This is a genomic window from Inquilinus sp. OTU3971 (assembly GCF_038440215.1).
Genome location: NZ_JASATH010000186.1, coordinates 1 through 16,530, shown reverse-complemented (window position 1 = coordinate 16,530; position 16,530 = coordinate 1). Strand labels below are relative to the sequence as shown.

Genomic DNA, 16,530 nt, shown 5'->3' with positions numbered 1-16,530 from the left:
CAGACATTTCGTCTCCTCCATGCCTGCTCCGGTTGCTTCCGGCTGGAGCGTTCGCCGGGTGGGACTCTCACCACTGGAAAGCGCCGCCTTTCACGGCGCACGGGACACACAACCAACGATTCTTGCGGTTGGCCGAGAGCACGGTTCCGCGACTTGCAGCGTAGCGCAACGTCCACGACGACGTCGGCGTATGGCGTAGCAATGGCCGAGATGAGCCTTAAAATGCGAGCTGGACCTTCATCGACCGGCTCCGGTCGCCCGCCGGCCCGACCGCTTGCTCCTGCTGCGGCAGCGCCCGGCTGCGCAAGCTGGGCGAGGATATCACCGAGACGCTGGAGGTGGTGCCGCGGCAGTGGAAGGTGATCCAGCATGTCCGCGAGAAGTTCACCTGTGGTGCTGGCGGTGCTGCGAGAGCCGCGCCGTTTCAACGCGATCAAACGCCGCCTCGACGGCATCACCCAACGGGTGCTGACTCAGACGCTGCGCAAGCTGGAGCGGAACGGGATGATCACCCGGACGGTCATCACCGGGCGCGTGCTGGGCGTTGAGCACGCTCGCACACCGCTTGGGGAATCGCTGCAAAAGCCCTTCTCCGAACTCTACGACTGGACCGTCGAGAACATGGCGGAAATTCAGCAGCATCAACGTCGCTACGATGAGTTGCAGGAATGATCCGATCGGCACGGCACCGCACCGGTACATGCTCGAGTGGCGGAGGAAGGATCGTGACTGTTTCGCTGATGGCACCGGTCGCCCGCCCGCCATGATTGTCCGCGAAAAAAGAGTGTCATGGAGAGCTATGGCGTAGACGTAGTTCTCCGTTTCATCGCTCTCCTCCCGCCAACACCGCCAATTGCTCTCTCTATAGCTCGCTATTGCCGCCGATCAGCGCACTTGCACCAGGCGGCACTGAGAACCGGCGACCCTACGCCACAGCCCGATGTATCTTGAAGATCAGCGACGGCGGCAAGCAACTCCAAAGCGGCCGAATAGGGCGATTTGCTCGCTTCGTAGAAGCTGCCGCAAACGAACGTGTTAAACAGGTTCTGCATCAGGTTGGTCGAGCACAATACCGTGCAGTCCCTTGGCTGTAAGTTGAAGCTTTGAATAAGACTGGCGCCGGGATGACACTGGACATCTAAGGTCTGCGCTGCAGATCTACCTTGGGCGAGCTGCCAAACATGCTTTTGTACTCTCGGCTGAATTGCGGGGGACTAAGGTAACCCACCTCATAGGCCACTTGCGACACGTTGGCGCCACCGGCGGCCAGCAGCTTTCGAGCTTGCAAAAGGCGCATATGACGTTGAAATGCCAGCGGGCTGTGTCCTGTGACCGCCTTGAAGTGCCTGTGGAACGAGGTTACGCTCATACCTGCCGAGGCCGCGAGATCGGGAATTGCAACGGGTTCGCTGTAGTGGGAGGCGAGCCAATCGGCCGCCGCCTTGAGCTGTTGGAGCCGTTCGTTCCGTTGACCGATCTGACGGAGCGTATCGCCCATCGGGCTCTGCAGAAGACGATAGTAAAGCTCGGTCTCGTAATGGGGTGCGAGCATGCCAACGTCGTCAGGAGTGCTCACGAGCCCGACGAGACGAGCAAACGCTTCCCCGACCGGGCCGCTCAGATCGCCTGCCGCCACCGCGCATGTCCAGCGATGGTCGCTTTTGGGCATATCAAGCATGACGCGCGATAGCATGCCGATATCGAGATGAAGGCTGATCCCGACGTAAGGAAGGTTCGGCGTAGCGCCGATCAACTGGTGGGTATAGGGCAGACCAAAGGACGATGCCGCGCAGGCGCCAGCCAACAGCTCGAAGCGATTGGCGCCCATGATCAACACCTTGGTGCCCCGTAACACGGCGTAAAACATGGGTTCGAACAACGCCGGCGTAGGAAGTGTGGCGCATGTGCTCGTCCACACCCTCAGGCGGGGAACGGGCGTCGGAAGGCCCACGGTCTCGGGCTGTCCCACTATGAAGGGGGCAACTTCGTCCAAAAGGCGAGTGGTTGGATTCGGAGAATCTAGCATCGCCCAGAAATAGTTATTTGGCAGGATCGTGCAAGACTCTGGTGCGATCGGCGATGTTGCTTTTCGCGCCTCGGCTTATCTTCAGGGCCAGAAGGAAGACATACCGCCTTCCTCGCTACCATTTTGAAAGCAGCTGTTCATGGGCCCGAATGCGGCCTTCCATGAACATGGAGCAAAGAGGGAAAAACATGATTGATCTCAAGGGCAAGCGCGCCCTCGTAACCGGAGGATCCAGGGGTATCGGCGCCGCAATCGCGCTGGCGTTGGCCGAAAACGGGGCGGACGTCGTGATTACCTATCAGAATTCGGTCGAGCGCGCGGACAGCGTCGTATCCTCGATCAAAAAGCTCGGCCGCCGTGGATTGGCCGTCCAGGCCGACAGTGCCGATCCGGACGCCATCAAGCGGGCCGTCAACGAGACCGTCGAAACGCTCGGTGGCCTCGATATTCTGGTCAATAGTGCAGCCATCGGACTGGCCGGAGCAATTGCGGACATCGATCTTGCAAAATTCCAGGAATTGATGGACGTCAACGTGCGCGCGCCGCTCGCCTTTGCACAAGCCGCGATACCGCACTTGCCCGAGGGCGGCCGCATCATTTCGATTGGATCGGGGCTCGGAGATCGCGTCCCGTTCCCAGGCGTGACGGCCTACGCGATGTCGAAGTCGGCGCTCCTCTCTTTCACGCGCGGCTTGTCACGCGAACTTGGCCCGCAAGGCATCACCGTGAACCTCGTGTCGCCCGGGTCAACCGACACCGAGGCAAACCCGGCAGACGGCGAAAGTGCTGATTTCCAGCGGAGCCTCTCGTCAATCGGGCGTTTTGCAGAGCCGCGTGAAATCGCTGATGTTGTCGCATTTCTTGCAAGCCCTGCTGCAAACATGGTGACCGGCACGGTGGTTGCCGTAGATGGAGGCGCGAACGCGTAAGCCGGTCACGCCGAGTCATGGAACGAGAACGACACGTCCAAGGCGCGCGTTTCCCTCTGCATAGGCATGTGCTTCTGCAGCAGCAGCGAGAGGGAATAAGCGGTCCACGACCACGTTGAGCTCGCCTTTCGCCGTCTGCCGCAGCATTTGGGAGACCGTTTGATAGACGTCCGGCTTCTCGAACTGCGTCCCCATGTAGACGCCGAAGAGCGACTGGTTTCCTTGGAGCGCAGGCCACAGATCGAGCTGCAGGTTTGAGCCACCGGCGTTGCCGACGAACACGAGTCGCCCTTCTGGCCGTAGCGCAGCCAAGGAGGTCTGCAGGGTCGCGCCGACCGGGTCTACCACGAGATCGACGCCGCGGCCTTCCGTCAGGCGCAAAACGGTTTCGATGACGTCTACCGAGCGATGATCGATCGCGTGATCGAGACCTTGCGAGAGCAAAGGTTCGGCTCTTGCAGCGCCGGAGACCGTCGCCAGGACCGTAGCTCCCGCGCGATGGCGAGTTGTATGGCGGCGATACCAACGCCGCCGGCTCCAGCCTGGATCAGTACGGCTTCGCCGCTCTTCAGCCCACCTCGGGCGAAGAGGCAATGATGGGCCGTCCCGAATGCAATCGGCAACGCTGCGGCGGCGGGCATGTCGAGACCTTCCGGCACCAGCCAGGTCCGGCTGGCAGCCACGGTGCGGAGCCCCGCGTGGGATCCGGCAAGATCGAAGCTCGTGACCTTTTGCCCGACGTGACGATCGCTGACATCCGATCCCACAGCGACGACCTCGCCAGCAGCCGCATAGCCGACGATGTAGCCCTGATGCGGTGGAGGTGAGGATGCACGGTTGATCAAGTCCCCGCCTTCGATGGCAATGGCTTCATGGCGGACGACGACGCCGTCGGATGGGCATACCGGATCAGGAACGTCCTCGTAACGGAGGACCTCGGGGCCACCGTTACGATCGTAGACAGCCGCTTTCATGGCTACTTCCTTGCTTCATAGTGTCGGCGCAGGTTGCAATCGGCTTTTCGACGTGGGGCAGCTATCGCCGAGGCACACTTTGGCCCGAGGTTCTACTGAGTGGCTCCGGAACGGGCCGAATGTGTAGTCGGTCAATCCCCGACATAGCGTCACCTTGCACCTGCTCGGCCAGCCGCTCATGATCCCGCCGGCGGATGTCCTCGGCTGCTTCTTCGATATCAACCTCGGCAAAGCCCAAAGCTCGCAGGCCCTCCGCGCCCATTCGATAGGCGGACTCGACCGTCTCGCGGATCTGATAGTCGACACCTGCGCGGATCAGTTCGGCCGCATGTCCGCGGTCATAGCTTCGCACCAGGAGCTTAGCCTGCGGAAACTCGTGCTGAGCCAGTTCCACGATCTGCATCGCGGACTTCGGGTCATCGATGCAGATCATGATCGCATCGGCTTGTCGCGCGCCGGAGTGGTGCAGGACGTCGAGGCGGGCACCGTCCCCGAAGAAGACCTTGAACCCGTATCGTCCAGCGTCGCGGATCCTGTCGGGGTCCTTGTCGATGACAGCGAGGTCGACGCCCCGGGACAGCAGCGCCTGCGACGCGATCTGGCCGAAGCGGCCGAAGCCGATGATGAGTATCCGCCCCTTCAGGTCGCGGGCGACATCGACGCCGTCCATCGATGCTTCCGCACGAAGCATCTTGTCCGTCGCGATCATGAGCAGAGGAGTCAGGGCCATGGACAGGATCACGACGGTGGAGAACAGCGCGTTCTCCCGCCCATCGATCACGCCGCCGGACGTCGCTGCAGCGTAGAGCACGAAGGCGAACTCGCCGCCCTGCAGGAACATGGAGGTCCGGTGCAGTGCTTGGTGGCTGGAGCCGCCGAACAGCCGGGCGACCGCATAGACGACGGCGCCCTTCGCGACCGTGAAGGCGGCCAGCATGGACAGAAGAAGCCGCCATTCGGCCGCGACGACGGCGAGATCGAGCGACATGCCGACGGCCAGGAAGAACAGTCCCATGAGCAGGCCGCGAAACGGCTCGATGTCGCTTTCGATCTGGTGCCGGTAGCTCGAACTCGACAGCATCACCCCGGCAAGGAACGCGCCCATCGCCATGGACAGCCCGGCGACTTCCATCAGCAGTGCCGCACCGAGGACCACCAGCAGCGCGCCCGCCGTCAAGACCTCGCGCGTCCGCGCCCGCGCCAACAGGGCGAAGAACGGGTTCAGACCCCAGCGCGACACCGCCAGGAGCACGGACAACGCGGCCACCGCCATCGGAATGCCGGTCCATCCCGCTCGGCCGTCCGAGAGAGGCGACAGAAAGGCGACCACCGCCAGAAGCGGCACGATCATCAGATCCTCGAAGAGCAGGATCGCGACCGACTTCTGCCCCTCCGCGCTCGACAGCTCGCCACGATCCTGCAGCACCGACATGATGACGGCGGTCGACGACAGGACGAAGCCCGCCCCGGCGATGAAGGCCACCGGACCCGACAAACCGAACGCCACCGCGCCCGTCAGCGCGAGGGCCGTGATCGCGCCGGCGACCTGGGCAAGCCCAAGCCCGAAGATCTGGCTACGCATGGCCCAGAGCTTGGGCGGGCGCAGTTCCAGTCCGATCACGAACAGGAACATCACCACCCCGAGCTCGGAGAAATGCAGGATGGCCTGGGCATCGGTGAACAGGCCGAGCACCGATGGCCCCACCAGAACGCCAGCGGCGAAGTAGCCGAGGACCGATCCGAGGCCGAGCCGCCGGAACAGCGGCACGGCAACGACAGCCGCTCCCATCAGGACCACCGCAGGAGCGATGGTCTGCCCTAGGCTCGCCCCGGCCATCAGGTCGCCTTTCTCGTGTCGAGAGTGGCCGCCCGGACGACCGGAGCGACTTCAGTGCCCAGAAGTTCGATCGAACGCTTCATCGCAGCTGTTTCGAGCGAGGCGGTGCTCATCTGGAAGGTGATGCGCGAGACGCCGCCGAGCACTTCGCTGGCATGGAGCATCTTGGCCGCGACCGTCTTTGGATCGCCGATCAGGAACGCGCCTTCCGGGCTCGCCATGGCATCGAACTGCTGGCGCGAGGGCGGCGGCCAGCCGCGCTCGCGGCCGATCCTTCCTGTCAGATGCGCCCAGCCGGGAAAGAACGCCTCCCTGGCCGCCGTGTTCGTCTCGCCGACAAAGCCCATCGCGTGGACGCCCACCTTGAGCGTCTCAGGACTATGCCCGGCGCTCAAGCCGGCCTCGCGATAGAGATCGACGAACGGGAGGAAGCGCTCGAAGGTCCCGCCGATGATCGCCACTATCAGCGGCAGGCCGAGCGTGCCGGCGCGAGCGAAGGATTGCGGCGTGCCGCCGACGCCGATCCAGAGCGGCAGACGCGGCTGATGCGGACGCGGATAGACACCCTGCCCCTCCAGCGCCGCGCGGAAGCGACCCTTCCAGATCGGGTGGGGCATCTCGTTGAGCCTCAGGAGCAGATCGATCTTCTCGGCGAAGAGCTCGTCATAGTCCCGCGGGTCCACGCCGAACAGCGGATAGGCTTCGCCGAACGAGCCTCGGCCGACGACGATCTCAGCGCGGCCCCCGGCGATCAGGTCCAGCGTCGCGAACTCCTGGAAGATCCGGACCGGGTCGGCGGCGCTCAGCACCGTCACGGCGCTCGTCAGTCGGATCTGGCTGGTGCGAGCCGCGGCGGCGGCGAGGATGATCGCCGGCGCGGAATCGAGAAACTCGGCGCGATGGTGCTCGCCGATGCCGAAGACATCGAGCCCAACCCGGTCGGCGACCTCGACCTCCTCGAGGAGATCGGCCATGCGATCGGTCGGCGAGGGAGGTTTGCCCGTCGCCGGATCGGGGAGGATCGCTGCAAAACTGTCGATACCGATTTCCATAGGTGATCCTTAAGCTCATTCAGCGGCGCGGCGTGGGGACATGGGTTCGAGAGCAGCGAAGGACGGCATGGTCAGAACCGATAGTTCGCCATGACGCCGATTAGCTTGATGATCTGAGCCGGGCCGGTCTCCCGAATGAACGTTCCCGGATCGAAGACGCCAACCGAGGCTGCCAGGTTGAGCTCCGGCGTGGCCTGCCAGGCGACGGCGATTTCGGCCTGTGTTCCGATGAAGCGCGCATCGCTGTCTTTGCCGCTGCGCACGAGGGCGCCCGAGATCGCATAGATGCCGTCGTCGGTGCTCTGTCGCCAATAGGCCGAACCCGACAGCGACAGCTCGACGTCCTTGTGCGGATGGATCGTGATGGAAGGCCGAACATGGATCAGGTTGCGCGGCCCGATCGGCGACTGAGACACAAAGTACTTGCCCCTTGGAAAGAGGGGATTGAGCGTTCCCAGTTCCGGATCGTCCGGATCGTCGTCGCCCGAAATCACATCAGCGGCGAGCCTGAGGTCGGGCTGCAGCGGCGCTTGCGGAAAGCGATGGCCGATCTCGCCACCGATCCCCCAGGCCGCCCTGCGGTGGCTCGCGAAGGTTCCGTGCTGAATGGCGGCCTCGAGGTTCCAGTATGATGAGCCGGTGTCTCCGAATATGCGGGTGCCGAAGGTGTGGACCAGCTCTTTCCCGGCGCCCTGGTCGTAAACCGCGTTGCGATCTCGCAGACCGAGATAGAAGATGTCGAAGCCGTTGGTCCGATCTTCGCCCAGCCATCGCGTCGCATAGACGCCCCAGAGTGCCTTCTGGGTCGATGTCCGATCGTCGAAATCGTCCAGCCTGTTGTCGACCGGACGAAAAATTGAGTGCCGTTACCTGCCAGGCCTTGCCCGTCAAAGACATGTCGAAGCCATCGAAGGCCTGAGGGATGTTGGGGCCATAGCGCGTATCGACGAAGCGCCCAGCGCCCAGCGATATGAGCTTGCGCCCCGCCGACATCCGCAGCGAAGTGTGGGCTGCGATATCCGCCTCGACCTCGACGAACGCCTGAAGCATGTCGGCGCCCGTTGTATCGACCGGCCGCTCGGCGCGGCGAACGCCCGAAATCCCGGAGAGCATGGGTTGTGCAAACAGGCGCAGCTTGCCCGCATGAAAATCGACATAGGGCATGAAGCGATGCCAGACATAGCCATCGTCCGGCGCTGCTCCCCAATTGACATTGGCATAGCCCTCGTAGCGCGACCGGAACTCGAGGCCCGTGGTGAAATAGGTCGACCCGTCCGTGCTCAAGGGGATGTACTTGACCTGTTCGGTCCATCGCCCCGTCCGCTTTGCAGGGTCTGCGAGATGTGTCCAATTCTCCGGATAGCGCTCGATCGTAAGCGTCGGCGCGCGCCCGATATCGGTCCCGACCTGCGCTTGTGCTTCGACCTGGATGGCACCGACCGCCGCCGCCAGCACAAGGCCTAGGTGAGGCGTCATCGCAAGTCGTCGGCCGTTTCCGATTGATCGACGCGATCGATGCTCGATGCGCCCGCTTCCCGTGAGGCATGGAGAGGGGATGACGAGCCCCGACGGGCACTCAGCTTTAGCGGAATGCATCGCGCTGGATTCTCGTCATCCCGCTTCGATCAGCCGGCCGCTTTCGGCACCGACGTGTTGAGCAACTGCTGCTCCCACAGATAAGCGATGCCGCTGCCGCCGAGGTGCGAGATAAGCACTTCGGTCAGCTCTTCGACGTGCTCCGTACGCGCCCAGTCCCGCTGCCATTCGCCAGCCAAGGCCACCCAGGTCATCATGTTCGCGCCAGCCGCGATCATCCGCTGGATGGCAACCTGGTGAGACTCGGTCGAAACCCCGCCCGAAGCGTCGGTGATCACTGTCACGTCCCAGCCTTCACCGAGGGCTTGGATGACAGGCATCGCGACGCAAACTTCGGTCCATAGGCCTGCGATGATCAGTTGCTTGCGGCCGGTCGCTTTGACTAGGTCCACTACCTTCTCGTCTTGCCAGGTGTTGACCCAGGTCCGGTCGATCACTTCCTGATCTGGGAAAACGTCAGTGATCTGCTTGAAGAGGAGGCCGCCACGACCCGCAATCACGCTGGTAAGGATCGTCGGAACATTGAAAGCTTTTGCCAGCTTCGCCAGGGCGGTCACATTGTTGACCACAGTCTGAGGATCGTGGCTGTTGAGGTTGGCAAGCTGGTACGGCTGATGGTCGATCAGCACGAGAACCGAATCCTCAGGACGAAGGAGTGACTTCAGGCCGTTGCGGAACGTCATGATTATCCTCTTCTGGCATCGTGGAATGTTTGCCGGGCGATCTCGCCCGAGCAGCGGCGCCTTGTAATGCCGTTTCCAAATTCGTTGCGGTAGTGCCGAGATGCGCCACGCTGTGTCGCAAAATGAGGGACGCCCAATTGGAGATCGAGGACCTGGGGACATGCGTGGAAGTCGCCAATGCCGGCGGTGTTTCCCCTGCCGCACGTCGGCTCGGCCTCGCCAAGTCCATTGTCAGTCAACGGCTCCTTCGCCTTGAAATGGAATTTGGCGTTCAGCTTCTCGCGCGAACGCCCTGCAGCGGCGCCCTCACCGAAGCCGGGGCCTTGTTCCGAGACTACGCAGCCAGAGCCTGCAGTGAGATCGACGCCGCAAAGGAAACGATCCTGCCCGAGGGGGACTTGAGCGGTCGTGATCGACGGACGCAAGGCGGCGAGCCTTGAGAATCGCAGAGCCCTTGGAACCTTTCGGTTCAGGGAGCACGTTAGATCTCCAACGCGCGGAGCAAGCCTTCCAGATTTCGCTCGCCATCCCTGGTCTGTGCTCCGGCCTTGAGCCCGCCCCGGATCAGCTTTTCGGCCGCGGGACGCTGAAAGAGGCCCGCCCATACGTCGTGCTCGCGACGATACCCGTCTCGAAGGTCCGCGGGGGGTACGGCCTTCTTGGCTGCTGCAATAACGCCTTCGGGCAAGGCGGCGATGTTGCGTGCCAGCCGATCAACGAAGCCGTCGAGTTCCGCCGCCGGCAGCGCGCGATTGATCCAGCCATAGCGTTCTGCCGTCGTAGCGTCGATCAACTCGCCGCCGAGGATCACTTCAAGTGCGCGACCGCGCGTCATCCGACTGGACAGATATTGGGTGGCGCCTCCTCCGGGCGTGATGCCCATCAACGCCTCGCACTGAGCAAGCCCGGCATGTCCCTCGGCGGCAAACGCCATGTCGGCCGCCGCGACGAATTCCGCGCCGCCGCCGCGGGCGAGGCCCGCGAGCTTGACGATCGTCACCTGCGGCTGCTGGCGCAGAAGCTCCCCGAACGCTTGGAACGGATTGAGGCCGTCGGGCGCGTCGCGCGCGAGGTCGTCGAAGGCGTGCGGCTCATCGATCAATGTCATGTCGACATGGGCGATGAAGAACTCCGGATCTGCGCTCTGGAACACGATGACGCGGGTGTTCGGGTCGTCGCGCAGGGACAGGAGAATGCTGCGGATCTCGCTCATCAACGGAACGTCGAGGACATTGACCGGCGGATTGTCGATCGTGATCGTCGCAACGCCGCCGGCCCGAGAAATACGAAGCGTGCGGAAACCTGTGTCAGTCATGGCGGATCTCGCTATTTCTCAAGGGCTCCAGAGCCCGCGTTTGCACGTTCAAGAGCGGCTGTGTTGCTGGAGGCGGTTCAGCCACAAGATTGGAATGGGGCTCAAGACGAGCTCGATCGCTATTGCGCCGGCCAACAAGGGGCCAGGGAAACCCCACCGCACCAAGGCGTAAAGTCGTGCGAGCCCGCTCACAAATAGGATGGCGAAAAGCAGTCGAGCGGCCGCCGCCCGATGGAGTGGGTCGTTGCTGATCCACCACAGCACGAGACCGAAACCCAGCCAGATGGCGCACTGGTTCCGATCATGACGCGCTATCGGCCTCCTCCGGCGGGAATCTGCGTTATTCGTCCACCGGGCCAGCATACCTCCCGCAAGATCCGTGTCTCCGCGGCCGTGCTTGTCGCGATCGGGCGGCATCCGAACGCTGGAGAGGCTTCGCGCCAGATTTGCACAGGCAAGACCTCAACGCCTACTCGGTTGAGCATGATCCGCGTGGATGTCGAGCCTGCGCCGTTGCCTGGAGGACCTACCCCCGTGCCTCCTGCCAGTGGGGATAGGTGACATAGGCGGTGACCGCGCCTTGCTCGTGCGAGTGAATCGTCACCTTCTCGCCTTTGGGCATATGGACGATCTCGCCCGGCCCCGCGGTGACGCTGTCTAAGTTGGCGGACACCGTCAGTCGCCCCTCGAGAACGATCATCACGTCATCGACGACCATTGTCTCCTCGAGCGTCTGGTTCGGCCCATAGCGCCCGTAGCCGATGGTGATCGGGGAGGCGTGGCGCTGGTCGACCAGATTGCCCACAAACACCTCCCCGTCCTGTCCCGGGGAACGCTCCAGCGCTGCGTCGGTGATGGAGAACTTGCGAACCTCCATAGGAATTGCTCCTTCTAGCTGGCGTGGTTGCGTCACCTGTGCCGGTCAGTCTGGAAGAGGAATGTGCTCATCCCGGTCATCGGCCGGGAGATCGAAGCGCCCCTTGCCCCAGTTCTGCGCGCGCCATTCGGCTTTGGCCTCTTCGATGCGCTCCTGCGACGACGCGACGAAATTCCACCAGATGTAGCGGGGACCCGACAGGGTCGCGCCGCCGAGAAGCATCAGGCGCGCGCCTCTATCACCGGCCGCGACCGTGATCCTGTCCCCGGGACGGAAGACCATCATCCGACCTGCCTCGAAATCCTGGCCGGCGATCGAGATCGAGCCTTCGACGATGTAGATGCCCCGGTCCTCGTGATCGTGCGGCATCGGCAACCGGCCTCGCGCATCGAGCTTCACGTCGACGTAGAATGTCTCCGAGTACATTGTCGCGGGGGCCTTCTCGCCATAGGCGTTCCCGAGGATGAGCCGGACCGAGACGCCGCTATCCTCGATCACCGGCAGCGCCTCTTTGCCGTGGTGCTCGAACATGGGCGCCATGTCCTCATGGCTCTCGGGCAGCGCCAGCCAGGTCTGTATCCCGAACAGACTGTTCGGGCCGGTCCGGGCGGCCGCTGATGTACGCTCCGAATGGGTGACGCCGCGCCCGGCGACCATCCAGTTCAGCTCGCCCGGACGGATCGTCTGGTCGGCCCCGGTGCTGTCCCGGTGATGGAAGTCGCCGCGAAAGAGATACGTAACGGTGCCGAGACCGATATGCGGGTGCGGCCGAACGTCGACGCCCTGTCCGGTCAGGAACTCGGCCGGCCCAGCCTGATCGAAGAAGATGAACGGTCCGACCATCTGCCGCTTCGGCGCCGGCAGAGCGCGCCGGACCTCAAAGCCGCCGAGATCGCGAGAGCGTGGAACGATGAGAGTTTCGATCGCGTCGAGGCCGACCTCATCGGGACAGCCTGGTTCGATAGCCGGATTCCAACTCATGCGCCCGATCCTCTCTTTGGCTTTCGGGAAGGCCTCGCCCTTGCCGATGCGAATACCCAGACTGGCGAGCGACCGTCTGCCCAACTAGCCCTGTGCTACGTCAAGCTGTGTCGCAGTAAGTGGAACGTGCGGGCAATGTGGTCGAGCTCAGCGGCCCCGCAGTGGAGCGACCGCCGACGCAGTTTTCGATAAGGCCTCGCTCCGTTCGTGTTTTAGCGGTCGAGACCCCAAACGTCCGGATTTCGTGCGAAGTACTCGATCAGCATCTCCGTCAGGACCCGCACTTTCCGCGTGGGATGCTGACCCGGCGGGCGGACGACATATGCGGCCCCCGGAGGTACTGGATAGCGTGTCATGATCGGGACCAGCGCGCCGGAGGCCACATATTCATATGTGATGCAATCGGGGAGCCAGGCGATGCCGAGACCTGCCGCCGCGGCGGCGGCAAGCGCTGTGGCGCTGTCGGCCTTGAATCTGCCCTGCGGCTGAACCGTGACGATCTTGCTGCCATCCATGAACTGCCAGGCTTCCGTTCCCTGCATGAGGGCCTGATGGCTGGCGAGTTCGGCCGGGGTTTCGGGTGACCCGTGCGCTTCGACATAATCCGGGCTTGCGACAAGCTTTCCATGGATCGGCCCGACGCGCTTCGCGATCAGGTTGGAGTCCTGAAGGTAGGCGCCCCGGATCGCGCAATCGAAACCCTCTGCGATGAGATCGACGAAGCGATCGCTGTAGGAAGTATGGATGTGAAGCTTCGGGTGCAGACGCGCCATTTCCGCGAGCACGGGGGCGAAGTGGGTCGGGCCGAAAGTAAGCGGCATGGCAACCCTCAAGCCGCCGCGCAGCTCACCGGTGGGGAGGATCGTTTCCCTGGCCGTATCGATCTCGGCGCTGGCTCGGGCCGCATGGTCTCTGAACGTGATCCCCGCCTCAGTGAGCGCGGCGCCGCGGGTCGTTCGTGCAAGAAGCTGGACGCCAAGCTCCGCCTCGATCCGCAAAAGCCGCCGACTGACGATCGATTTGGAGACCCCGAGCCGGCGCGCGGCGGCCGACACGCCTCCAGCATCGGCCACGGCGACGAATGTCCGGAGATCCTCGATGTCCAATTCGGCGTTCCTTGTTTCGCGACACAGCTTGCCTGACTATGGCACTACCGTATCACCGAAGGGAACGGCAAGTTCTGACCGGCGACGTGGCTCGCCGCCGCATGCGTCCGTTGAACCCATTGCCATTCATAGCGGCTTTCCGCAGGGCGCACAGTCAGAGAACCATGAAAGCAGCCATCTATGACCACCCCGGCCCGCCGGATGTCCTTCGTTATGCGGATGTCCCCGATCCGGTTTGCCCAGGCGATGGCGTGCTGATCCGCGTCGAGGCTGCCGCGATCGAGGGCGGCGACCTGATCAATCGCGCGTCCACGCCTCCGCCCCATCCGGCCTTCGTCGTCGGCTATGCCGCCGCCGGCGAAATCATCGCGGTCGGAGAGAAGGTGAAGGATCGCCGGCTGGGCCAGAAGGTGACGAGCTTCGATCTTGCCGGGTCGCACGCGGAGTTGCGCGCCGTTGCCGCCAGCCGGACCTGGCCTGTGCCGGAAGGGCTCGACATGGCCGCCGCCGCAGCGCTGCCGATCGCGTTCGGGACCGCTCATCACTGCCTCTTCGCACGGGGTGGTTTGACGCGTGGCGAAACCGTCCTAATCCAGGCAGGCGCCGGTGGCGTCGGGCTCGCCGCCATCCAGCTCGCGCATCGGGCAGGCGCGACCGTGCTTGCAACGGTCTCCGGCGTCGAGAGGGCCGAACGCCTCGTCGGGTTTGGCCTCGATAACGCGATCGATCATCGCGCGGCCGACGTTGTCGATACGGTCATACGTCTGACGGAAGGCCGCGGCGCGCATCTCGTCGTGGACCCGGTGGGAACCACCTTGCAGGATTCTCTGGCCGCGCTCCGCCCCGAGGGCCGTCTGGTCTTCGTCGGCAACGCCGGCGGTTCGCAGCTCAGTCTCGATCTGTGGCCCGCGCTGCAGGCGAACCAATCGCTTTTCGGCGTCTTCATGGGAACGCAATTGGAAAAGCCGGATGTCTACCTCACGGTCTCCAGGATGCTGGAGCTGGCGGCGACCGGGGATCTCAAGGTGATCGTGGACAGAACGTTTCCACTCGCGGCCGCTGCTGAAGCTCACGCCTATGCCGAAGGCAATTCCATCCTCGGGCGCGTCGTAATCGTCTCGGCCGCGCAATGAGCATCGTGGACCGGGTGATTTCGCGTGCGTATGCCGGGTGGGGCCATCGTCCCGCCCTCTGGCAGCCAGGGCCGCCGCACAAAACGCATCACCACGCTTCTCTCGGGCGCGGCAAAGGCTATCTACAGTCCGCCGCGCACCGTCTCTCCACCATGGAGCCAGAGGCAGGCCGGGATATTACGACGATACAGAACAGGGATATGGAGGGATATCGGCAACGTTCGGCGGTAAGCCGTTCGTAAAATTGGCCATTTCGGCCAGGGTGGCGGGGCATACATGAATAACATGATAGCCAGCACGCAGGATACGCCATCTACTTGATTAGAAAAGGGAATTTCCGCTGCATCAACTTCCGCCAAATCCATTGAAGGGGCCATCAGGCGTCTGCAAAGGGGGACGGAGCCGGATCCAGAGGCATCAAGGGGACGGTCCCCAAAGAGCCGTGTGTGGTCATGGCGCTTCTCATGCAGTGGACCTTGAGCGTATCCACCCGGTGAAGGCCGTCTTGCGGGGGTAACCGGGGGATGCAGGATGCTGGCTCGGAACTGGAGCTAGCGATAGAGCAAGATCGATGTCTTTCCCGGTCACGCCAGCCTGCTTCTCTGCCGATTTTGCATGGACTGATTGCTGTGACACGCTTGGCAATTCAACACGATCGTCCCCTCACGGTCGGCCGTCGGCGGCCGATTTGGTTCAGCGCATGTCTGGTCGGGGGATTGCTGGCACTCGCCGCCTGCTCCCAATCGCCCTCCGGCGCTTCGTCAACTGAGGCTGCGCGGCCACCGGACGGCACTGTCGAGATGCGCCAGGTCCAGGCCGCCTTCATCGGCAGCGGCAACACCGGCAGCGGCACCCTGACCTATCGCGGCCGGACCTACCCCTTCACCGTCGCCGGCCTCGGCGTCGGCGGCATCGGTATCTCCAGGATCGAGGCTCGCGGCGAGGTCTACGACCTGTCGAGCCTCGAGCGGTTCCCGGGAACCTACGCCCAGGGTCGCTATGGCTACGCTCTCGGCAGCTCGAGTGCCGGGGATCTCTGGATGAAGAACGGGAGCGGCGTCGTCATGCACCTGGTCGCCAAGCGGACCGGGCTGATGCTGAGCCTCGGGGGCGATGCCGTCGTGATCACCATGGGCCAGTGATGCGGGCACGAGCCGGAACGGACCTGAAACTGGGCTCTCGTTGTCTACGCCGATCCAAATGTGGCCAGTAGCGGTCAGGAAAGCCGGATCTGGCGATGGGAGGCGGAGGTGATCGGCAGGAGGCGCCGGGCGAAGCCGGCCCGCCATGTATTCCACCGACAACGGCGCGATGAAAGACGTGTGGCCGGAAGGCGGGCAGTCACCGTTCCGCGGCCAGAAGGCCACCAACTGGGAAGGCGGCTACCGCGTGCCTACCGCCATCCGCTGGCCCGGCGTCGTCAAGCCGGGGACCGTCAGCAACGACATTTTCTCCCACGAAGACATGCTGCCGACGCTGCTTGCCGCCGCCGGCGTCCCCGACGTCAAGGAGAAGCTGCTCAACGGTATGAAGGTCGGCGACAAGACCTTCAAGGTCCATCTCGACGGCTACAACATCACCGATGCGCTGGCGGGCAAGCAGGCCGGCCCGCGCCATGAGTTTTTCTACTTCCTGGACGACGGCACCCTCGCCGCGCTGCGCTATGACCAGTGGAAGATCGTCTTCGCCGAGAAACCCGAGCATGGCCTCGATGTCTGGCGGGCCAAACCTACGCCGATGGAATTGCCCAAGCTCTTCAATCTACGAGCCGACCCCTTCGAGACCGCGGACAAGGAGGGCATGGACTACACCCGCTGGAACCTTGAGCACGCGTTCGTGATGGTCCCGGCGCAGCAATACGTCGGCAAGTTCCTGTCCACGTTCAAGGAATTTCCGCCGAGCCAGAAGGTCGGCAGCTTCTCGCTGGATCGTGTGCTGGAGACGCTCCAGACCCAGAACGCGGGAGGCAACTGACACTACGCTGAAATGAACTGCTGGCTCAACCTACCGGGCCGCGCCCC

At 63.4% G+C, this 16,530-nt stretch carries 18 protein-coding genes and 2 pseudogenes; 7 read left to right on the top strand and 13 right to left on the bottom strand.

Annotated elements, in window-relative coordinates:
* Window positions 1-266 precede the first annotated feature (266 nt).
* Together AAHM41_RS32445 and AAHM41_RS32440 are read left to right on the top strand one after the other, a co-directional pair.
* Window positions 267-392 (top strand): annotated as a pseudogene (locus tag AAHM41_RS32445) (IS66 family transposase zinc-finger binding domain-containing protein); the annotation flags it as partial.
* Between the two features lies 1 nt (window position 393).
* Window positions 394-672 (top strand): winged helix-turn-helix transcriptional regulator, encoded by a 279-nt coding sequence (locus tag AAHM41_RS32440; RefSeq protein ID WP_342240772.1) that lies wholly within the window; start codon window positions 394-396, stop codon window positions 670-672.
* A 466-nt stretch (window positions 673-1,138) separates the two neighbouring features.
* On the opposite strand, the gene AAHM41_RS32435 is transcribed toward AAHM41_RS32440, so the two are convergent.
* The gene (locus tag AAHM41_RS32435; RefSeq protein WP_342240769.1) at window positions 1,139-2,026 is read right to left on the bottom strand and encodes an AraC family transcriptional regulator; all 888 of its coding nucleotides are present in this window, start codon (window positions 2,024-2,026) and stop codon (window positions 1,139-1,141) included.
* Between the two features lie 161 nt (window positions 2,027-2,187).
* Between AAHM41_RS32435 and AAHM41_RS32430 the strand changes: the two genes are divergently transcribed.
* Window positions 2,188-2,955, top strand: a complete 768-nt coding sequence (locus AAHM41_RS32430; RefSeq protein ID WP_342240768.1) for an SDR family NAD(P)-dependent oxidoreductase — start codon at window positions 2,188-2,190, stop codon at window positions 2,953-2,955.
* Window positions 2,956-2,970: 15 nt separating this feature from the next.
* Here the strand turns inward: AAHM41_RS32430 and AAHM41_RS32425 are convergent, their stop codons facing one another.
* The 7 genes and pseudogenes from AAHM41_RS32425 to AAHM41_RS32395 all read right to left on the bottom strand — a co-directional run bounded on the left by AAHM41_RS32425 (window position 2,971) and on the right by AAHM41_RS32395 (window position 9,097).
* Window positions 2,971-3,399, bottom strand: a complete 429-nt coding sequence (locus AAHM41_RS32425) for a zinc-binding dehydrogenase (protein WP_342240767.1) — start codon at window positions 3,397-3,399, stop codon at window positions 2,971-2,973.
* Window positions 3,354-3,929 carry a zinc-binding alcohol dehydrogenase family protein gene (locus AAHM41_RS32420; protein WP_342240766.1) on the bottom strand — a complete coding sequence of 192 codons (576 nt, stop codon included), beginning with the start codon at window positions 3,927-3,929 and terminating at the stop codon, window positions 3,354-3,356. Before AAHM41_RS32420 ends, AAHM41_RS32425 begins: the two co-directional genes overlap by 46 nt.
* Window positions 3,930-3,990: 61 nt before the next feature.
* Entirely contained in the window at window positions 3,991-5,766 is a 1,776-nt protein-coding gene (locus tag AAHM41_RS32415; protein ID WP_342240765.1) for a monovalent cation:proton antiporter-2 (CPA2) family protein, read from the bottom strand.
* Entirely contained in the window at window positions 5,766-6,818 is a 1,053-nt protein-coding gene (locus AAHM41_RS32410; protein WP_342240764.1) for an LLM class flavin-dependent oxidoreductase, read from the bottom strand. Before AAHM41_RS32410 ends, AAHM41_RS32415 begins: the two co-directional genes overlap by 1 nt.
* Before the next feature lie 71 nt (window positions 6,819-6,889).
* Window positions 6,890-7,651, bottom strand: a complete 762-nt coding sequence (locus tag AAHM41_RS32405; protein ID WP_342240771.1) for an alginate export family protein — start codon at window positions 7,649-7,651, stop codon at window positions 6,890-6,892.
* 40 nt (window positions 7,652-7,691) lie between these two features.
* Window positions 7,692-8,294 (bottom strand): annotated as a pseudogene (locus AAHM41_RS32400) (alginate export family protein); the annotation flags it as partial.
* 149 nt (window positions 8,295-8,443) lie between these two features.
* On the bottom strand, window positions 8,444-9,097 hold the full coding sequence (locus tag AAHM41_RS32395; RefSeq protein WP_342240763.1) for a hydrolase: 654 nt from the start codon (window positions 9,095-9,097) through the stop codon (window positions 8,444-8,446).
* A 137-nt stretch (window positions 9,098-9,234) separates the two neighbouring features.
* Here AAHM41_RS32395 and AAHM41_RS32390 point away from each other — a divergent pair, with 137 nt between their 5' ends.
* Window positions 9,235-9,537, top strand: a complete 303-nt coding sequence (locus AAHM41_RS32390) for a LysR family transcriptional regulator (protein ID WP_342240762.1) — start codon at window positions 9,235-9,237, stop codon at window positions 9,535-9,537.
* Between the two features lie 41 nt (window positions 9,538-9,578).
* On the opposite strand, the gene AAHM41_RS32385 is transcribed toward AAHM41_RS32390, so the two are convergent.
* From AAHM41_RS32385 to AAHM41_RS32370, 5 genes are all read right to left on the bottom strand, one after another.
* A complete protein-coding gene (locus AAHM41_RS32385; protein ID WP_342240761.1) occupies window positions 9,579-10,412 on the bottom strand; it encodes an enoyl-CoA hydratase/isomerase family protein in 834 nt (277 codons plus the stop codon).
* A gap of 48 nt (window positions 10,413-10,460) precedes the next feature.
* Complete coding sequence (locus tag AAHM41_RS40750; RefSeq protein WP_446719501.1) at window positions 10,461-10,775, bottom strand: DUF4345 domain-containing protein; 315 nt, start codon at window positions 10,773-10,775, stop codon at window positions 10,461-10,463.
* Window positions 10,776-10,938: 163 nt separating this feature from the next.
* Window positions 10,939-11,289, bottom strand: a complete 351-nt coding sequence (locus tag AAHM41_RS32380; protein ID WP_342240760.1) for a hypothetical protein — start codon at window positions 11,287-11,289, stop codon at window positions 10,939-10,941.
* Window positions 11,290-11,334: 45 nt separating this feature from the next.
* On the bottom strand, window positions 11,335-12,270 hold the full coding sequence (locus AAHM41_RS32375) for a pirin family protein (RefSeq protein ID WP_342240770.1): 936 nt from the start codon (window positions 12,268-12,270) through the stop codon (window positions 11,335-11,337).
* Between the two features lie 212 nt (window positions 12,271-12,482).
* A complete protein-coding gene (locus tag AAHM41_RS32370; RefSeq protein WP_342240759.1) occupies window positions 12,483-13,376 on the bottom strand; it encodes a LysR family transcriptional regulator in 894 nt (297 codons plus the stop codon).
* A 164-nt stretch (window positions 13,377-13,540) separates the two neighbouring features.
* On the opposite strand from AAHM41_RS32370, the gene AAHM41_RS32365 reads away from it, so the two are divergent.
* The 3 genes from AAHM41_RS32365 to AAHM41_RS32355 all read left to right on the top strand — a co-directional run bounded on the left by AAHM41_RS32365 (window position 13,541) and on the right by AAHM41_RS32355 (window position 16,483).
* Window positions 13,541-14,509: a quinone oxidoreductase family protein gene (locus AAHM41_RS32365; protein WP_342240758.1), complete on the top strand. Its 969-nt coding sequence runs from the start codon at window positions 13,541-13,543 to the stop codon at window positions 14,507-14,509.
* 800 nt (window positions 14,510-15,309) lie between these two features.
* On the top strand, window positions 15,310-15,651 hold the full coding sequence (locus AAHM41_RS32360; protein WP_342240757.1) for a hypothetical protein: 342 nt from the start codon (window positions 15,310-15,312) through the stop codon (window positions 15,649-15,651).
* Window positions 15,652-15,796: 145 nt separating this feature from the next.
* Window positions 15,797-16,483: a sulfatase-like hydrolase/transferase gene (locus tag AAHM41_RS32355; protein WP_342240756.1), complete on the top strand. Its 687-nt coding sequence runs from the start codon at window positions 15,797-15,799 to the stop codon at window positions 16,481-16,483.
* Window positions 16,484-16,530: the final 47 nt, after the last annotated feature.

Coding starts and splice junctions, on each gene's coding strand:
- AAHM41_RS32395 (WP_342240763.1), bottom strand. CDS start 9,097: ATGACGTTCCGCAACGGCCTGAAGTCACTCCTTCGTCCTGAGGATTCG.
- AAHM41_RS32365 (WP_342240758.1), top strand. CDS start 13,541: ATGAAAGCAGCCATCTATGACCACCCCGGCCCGCCGGATGTCCTTCGT.
- AAHM41_RS32355 (WP_342240756.1), top strand. CDS start 15,797: ATGTATTCCACCGACAACGGCGCGATGAAAGACGTGTGGCCGGAAGGC.
- AAHM41_RS32435 (WP_342240769.1), bottom strand. CDS start 2,026: ATGCTAGATTCTCCGAATCCAACCACTCGCCTTTTGGACGAAGTTGCC.
- AAHM41_RS32410 (WP_342240764.1), bottom strand. CDS start 6,818: ATGGAAATCGGTATCGACAGTTTTGCAGCGATCCTCCCCGATCCGGCG.
- AAHM41_RS40750 (WP_446719501.1), bottom strand. CDS start 10,775: ATGCTGGCCCGGTGGACGAATAACGCAGATTCCCGCCGGAGGAGGCCG.
- AAHM41_RS32380 (WP_342240760.1), bottom strand. CDS start 11,289: ATGGAGGTTCGCAAGTTCTCCATCACCGACGCAGCGCTGGAGCGTTCC.
- AAHM41_RS32420 (WP_342240766.1), bottom strand. CDS start 3,929: ATGAAAGCGGCTGTCTACGATCGTAACGGTGGCCCCGAGGTCCTCCGT.
- AAHM41_RS32415 (WP_342240765.1), bottom strand. CDS start 5,766: ATGGCCGGGGCGAGCCTAGGGCAGACCATCGCTCCTGCGGTGGTCCTG.
- AAHM41_RS32385 (WP_342240761.1), bottom strand. CDS start 10,412: ATGACTGACACAGGTTTCCGCACGCTTCGTATTTCTCGGGCCGGCGGC.
- AAHM41_RS32360 (WP_342240757.1), top strand. CDS start 15,310: ATGCGCCAGGTCCAGGCCGCCTTCATCGGCAGCGGCAACACCGGCAGC.
- AAHM41_RS32430 (WP_342240768.1), top strand. CDS start 2,188: ATGAACATGGAGCAAAGAGGGAAAAACATGATTGATCTCAAGGGCAAG.
- AAHM41_RS32375 (WP_342240770.1), bottom strand. CDS start 12,270: ATGAGTTGGAATCCGGCTATCGAACCAGGCTGTCCCGATGAGGTCGGC.